The organism is Desulfovibrio sp. 1214_IL3152 (assembly GCF_036763055.1).
In the GTDB taxonomy this organism is placed as follows: domain Bacteria; phylum Desulfobacterota; class Desulfovibrionia; order Desulfovibrionales; family Desulfovibrionaceae; genus Desulfovibrio.
In genome coordinates this window covers 1-5,449 of the sequence record NZ_JBAIYW010000049.1, presented here as the reverse complement: position 1 = coordinate 5,449, position 5,449 = coordinate 1, and the positions used below count along the sequence as shown (strand labels likewise).

Sequence of the window (5,449 nt, the reverse complement as noted above, 5' to 3'; positions counted from 1 at the left end):
GCGGAGGTTCCCGGGGCAGACGCTCTTGGGGCGGATACTCTTGATGACGCCACGGCCCTGGCGCACTTCAGTGAAGACGCGGACGGACAGGTGCAGCCGCTTTTCGCCTTCCTGAGCGACCCTGCCGACATGTCCCCAGGCACGCCCGCAGACATGCTCACAGACCTGCCAGACCTGCCGGATCTGTTTGAAGAAGGGGATGATGCCCTGCACAACGGCTATCTCGGCAATGAGGGGGGCGACGGCAGCGACTTTGCCGAACTGTACCCCCCCGTCACCCTGACCTACGGCGATGAAAGCCTCGACAGCCTGTTCGCGGCCACGGACGGGCAGGACACAGAACAGGACGGCACCGGCCTTTTCGGAGAAACCGGTCTGCACGACATGGGCCTGACCAACATGAACGCGGCTCTTGACCAGAGTCACCTTGCCGGGCCTGCGGCCCCCGATGCCTCCGGCGCCCCTGCCGGACCTGCTGTGACGGCTGCTGAGAGCGCTGCCGCCGCCACAAGCGAAATCAGCAGTATCCCCAGCGTTGCGGATTCCTGCCAGGAAGCCACGGACAATGCCGCAAGGGAAATGACAAACTGCTAGACACTGTCTAGGCAAACGGTTTCAAAGGCTGTTCACTCTTTTCCTGATCCGGCAAGCCGCCGCGCGGCAGCAGGTCAGCCAAGGAAAAGAGTGAACAGCCATAAAAACACACCTGCCACATGTCCGTAATGGACATTCCGCCTCCCCCCACACCGCAAGGCAAGAGCCCGTTCATTTTGAGAATGTTATATTCCAAAAATGAACGGGCTCTTGCCTGAAGAAGCGGCTTTCATTGTACGGATGCTGTGCGCATTCGCATGTTTTTTTCATGCGTCCCGCCGTGGCGGCTTCTTGCGTGTGTGCCGAAAGTATGCAGCGCCTTTGCGGGCGTGGATCATGCAGGTTTTTTGCAGACCCCGCCCTGGTCCCTCAGAAGGAATCTTTTTCAACGTCAAAATTTTTCTGCATCAGTACGGCACAAAAAACAAGCTCACAGATATTTACGTACATAAAACAAATGCCGTGCCGTATGTCCCCTCCAGAAAACGCGGGAACCAGCACAAAAAATACAGAATTTCTTTCACTGCATGGCTCAAAACGAAAGTTGCCCTGACCGTACCCGGCAATCATGCAAGAGCTTGGCTCACTGGAGGTTCCAATAATTTTCTGTAACTTTTTTACTTAGTTTAGCCATGCATGCAAATTATATATATTTATAAATATTGATATTCAATTTAGCCTTTATAAAAAAACTTCTGCATCATATTTATTATTTATTTAATCTTATTTCAGATAAAAACAGTGTTAGAAAACCAGAGTTGTTATCTTTCCATAGTTATTGACATGAGAGTACCCAGATATTATAAAATAATTGATGGATTCGTCCAGTCGTGAATCTCCGCTTCCTATAGATTCACCCTTGCATCTTCCAAATACTGCACTCTTCTAGAGGCAGGGGCTTTGCCCAGAGCAGCAGACAGCCAGTCTGCCCCGCTCTCCTTCCTGTCCCTTCGGCATACGCCTGGCGCGTATGCCGCCTGCCAACGCATCCACCCACTCTGCGGAGGATACCATGTCTGCGATGAATCTTTCACGCCCGGCTCAAGGCCAGGCAGTCACAATTGTTGCAACGAGCAAAAACGCCAAAATCGCTCTTGATTTCTCAACCGACGGCGTTACCCTGTCACGCGACGGCGATTCACTGGTATTTACGTTTGAAGACGAAGCCGCCATCCGGATAGATGATTTTTACACCAGTTATCATGCAGATAACGTTCCTGAATTTGAAGTTGCGGGAAAAATCGTTTCCGGCACGGAGTTTTTCAGCGCCCTCGGCCCGGACCTCATCCCCGCGGCGGGTCCGGCCTCTGTGGAACGCGGTTCCCACTACAATGAATACGGCGCATCCGACCTGATGGGCGGTCTTGACCATCTGGACGGCCTTGACATGAGCGTTGCCGGTTCCGTGGCAGGCTCCGACAGCCTTCAGACAGCGCTTCTGAACGTCGGGGGCGCTTCTTCCGGAGCGGCTCCGGGCGGCGGGGCCGCGCTTGGCGTTCCTTCCGGTGATGTGCGCGCGGTGCTGTACAGCGCAGGCGACAGCGAAAATCATTTCGTCAGCACCCCTGTCTTTTTCAGGGACGCCGGCGGCAACCTGCTGAACCTCTCGTCCGGCGCGGCAATCACACGCACCCCTTCCGGACCGGATTCGGTTTCCTGTACCTTTCCTCCCGAATGGGACAGCAGTTGGCTTGCGGAGCCGGAATTCAGCGACGGCCAGTTGGTGTTCAGATTCAGCGAGGCCGGGCTTGCCAAGCTGCAAAGCCTTGATCCGGGTGATTTCCTGAGAGGCTTTGTGACCGTTACCGTGGTCAAGGACGGCCACACGTTTGAATATATTGTCGAAGTGGTCGCCAGCGGCGGCTCATCTTTCGACTCCCAGGCCTATGACGCCAAATACGGCGCGGTTTCCGGCTTCGGCACGGAATCTGTGGGCGAATACCATCAGGGTACGGGACAGACCGGCCGCTATCAGATTGTCGCATCCACGGGCGATGACGAAATCATCATAAACGACACGGTCATCGGCGGCAGCTCCATACATGCCAGCGGCTCGGCCGACCCGGCCCAGATGGCCGATGACTACAATACCATCAACCTTAATGCCGGGGTCGCCAACACAACGCCAGGCTCCACCACGCATATCACTTCCGCGGACGGCAAACTTACCGTGCTGGACGGCGTGCTCGCGGACGGCAGCGTCGCAAACGTCATCCATATGGGCAAGGGCTCGGTTCATGTCCAAAGCGCCTCTAGCGATGGCGTATCCGCTGCCCATGGCGTATTTGCTGTCGATGGCGGCAAGAATACCATCAGCGGCGGCAGCATCAGCATAGCCGCCGATGAGCAAGGCCTTCAAGCCCAGAGCGGCAGCGTCAATTCTGTAACGGCAATTGACGGCGATATCACCATCAATGCACTTTGGAATGGGGTTGGCACAGTTGACAACAGCACCACTAACCTTTCCGCCACCAATGGGTCTGTAAGCATAAATAGCGATTGGGGCATCTCGACGACCGGGAACAGCCGCGCCAATGTTTACGTGACTGACGGAAATCTGAATGTTGACGCCCTTCAACGCGGTATTCATGCCCTTGATGACAGCACCAACACTGTTTCAGTGACAAATGGCAATGTGGATATCAAAGGCGGATGGGAAGGCGTCAGCGCCCAAGTTAACGCCACCAACAAGATTGACGTTACTGGCGGCTCTGTCGTCATAAATTCGGGATGGAGAGGTATTGGCGCTTCTTCTGACGGCAGTGCCAATAACCTGACCATAACGGATGGGTCTCTTCACGTAGCCGGTGCGAAGACAGGCGTGATAGCTGTGGACGATGGCGCCAATTCGATTACCGTAGCTGGCGGTGATATTTTCATTGCCAGCACAGATGCCGCTGATTTGGCTGCTGTGAGCGCCACATCCGGTGGCAAAAATACCATTGGGGCAGTGGCGGGCGCCAGCGGGGCAGTGGGGGGCAAACTCACACTCGACGGCGGGGGCACGGGGCTCAACGCTGAAAGCGGCGGCGTCAACAGCATTCAAGCCAATGATATTATCATAAGTGCAGGTACTGGACACGGAGTATACGCCACTGACGCCGACAGTGAGAATACCATTGACGCAGGCGCTGATGGAACGGTGACGGTTTCCGCTGGCGGTTCCGGGCTCTTGGCCCAGACTGGCGGCGAGAATATTGTCAAGGGCGGTGATATTTCCATCACTGGATCAGCGTATGGTGTTTATGCCAATGGATCCGACAGTGTAAATATCATTGGTGGGGTTGGTGGATCCGTATCCATTACTTCTGGCAATTTTTTGGGAGTACTGGCTTACAATGGCGGGGAAAACCGCGTTACTGGCAATAATATTGCAATTAAAACAGGTATATCTGCTTTTGGAGGAAAGAGTGAGAATACAATTGATGCTGGTGTAGATGGCAAGGTCACGATATCTGGAAACGTGTCCAGTGATCTAGGTGGCACGAATACGATAACCGGCAAAGAAATTACAGCCGTTTCTGTAGGGTCTAGCCGCTCGGCCTATAGTAGTGAACTCCTCCGCTATGTGGGCAGCAGCAATGAACTCCGCACAGGTGCGGATGGAACAGTATCCATCAGCAGTGGTGTGGAGGCCTCCACATGCGGCAACAACACCATCGCCTCCGGCGCAATTTTCGTCGGCAGTCCTGACAGCGTAGCTGTTAATGCTGGCGGGCAAGTTGGAAGTGGTATCGGCACAAACACTCTCAAAGTGGGAGAACAAGGTAAAGTTTCGATCCACGGCGGCAGTACTGGGATATACGCTGCCAACGGAGGTATAAACTCTGTCACTGGCGGCGAAGTTGATATTTACGGGGGCAATAACGGAATAAACTCACAAAATTTCAACTCCAAAAATATAATTGATGCCGGTTATTCAGGTAAGGTATCCGTACGCTCTCTGGGAACCGCTTTGTTGGCCCAATACGGCAGCGAAAACACTGTAAAGGCCGGAGATATTACCATTAATGGAGCTCAGGTTTACGCGCTGTCTGCCGTTGGCACCCATTCCCGCAACTCCGTTGATACTGGCACTGACGGTGTTGTCAGAATCACCGGCGGCGATGTTGGCCTCTGGTCACAAAGCGGTGCCCAAAATAGTATCACTGGCGGGGATATAACTATTATCAGCGCAAACAGTGGCACTGAAAACAGTGGTATTGTTGCTGTAAGTAGCGGCAGTAACACCATTAAAGCAGGCTTTGGCGGTACCGTTGCCATCAGTGGAGATACGGGTGTCGCAGCGAAGGGCGGCACGAATGTCATTACTACCACTGAAAAAAGTGATGTGGTCGTGTCAGGCTCGACTGGCGGCATTTTGGCCTCCTCTTCCGGCAGCAACAAGATCGAAACGGCGGGTGGCGACGTGACAGTGACGGCCGAAGCTGGATCAGGCGATAGCACCGGCACCCGCTACGGCATGTCTGCCATAGATTCTGGCAGCAATAGCATCACCACGGAAAGCGGCACCGTGACAGTATCAGGCTCTAGCGCTGGCGATAGCACCGGCACCCGCTACGGCTACGGCATGAACGCCACCAGTGACGGCAGCAACGAGATCAAAATCACCGGTGACGGCACCGTGACAGTATCAGGCTCTAGCGCTGGCGATAGCACCGGCACCCGCTACGGCTACGGCATGTCCGCCGATAATTTCGGCAGCAACGAGATCAAAATCACCGGTGACGGCACCGTGACAGTATCAGGCTCTAGCGCTGGCGATAGCACCGGCACCCGCTACGGCTACGGCATGAACGCCACCAGTGACGGCAGCAACGAGATCAAAATCACCGGTGACGGCACCGTGACAGTA

At 54.7% G+C, this 5,449-nt stretch carries 1 protein-coding gene and 1 pseudogene; both read left to right on the top strand.

Annotation, left to right across the window (positions count from 1 at the left end; translation table 11 throughout):
- Positions 1-594: pseudogene (locus tag V6C07_RS00945) on the top strand (hypothetical protein); the annotation flags it as partial.
- Positions 595-1,606: 1,012 nt separating this feature from the next.
- Positions 1,607-5,449 (top strand): beta strand repeat-containing protein (locus V6C07_RS00940; protein ID WP_333534528.1); only part of this gene is annotated, 3,843 nt, incomplete at its 3' end.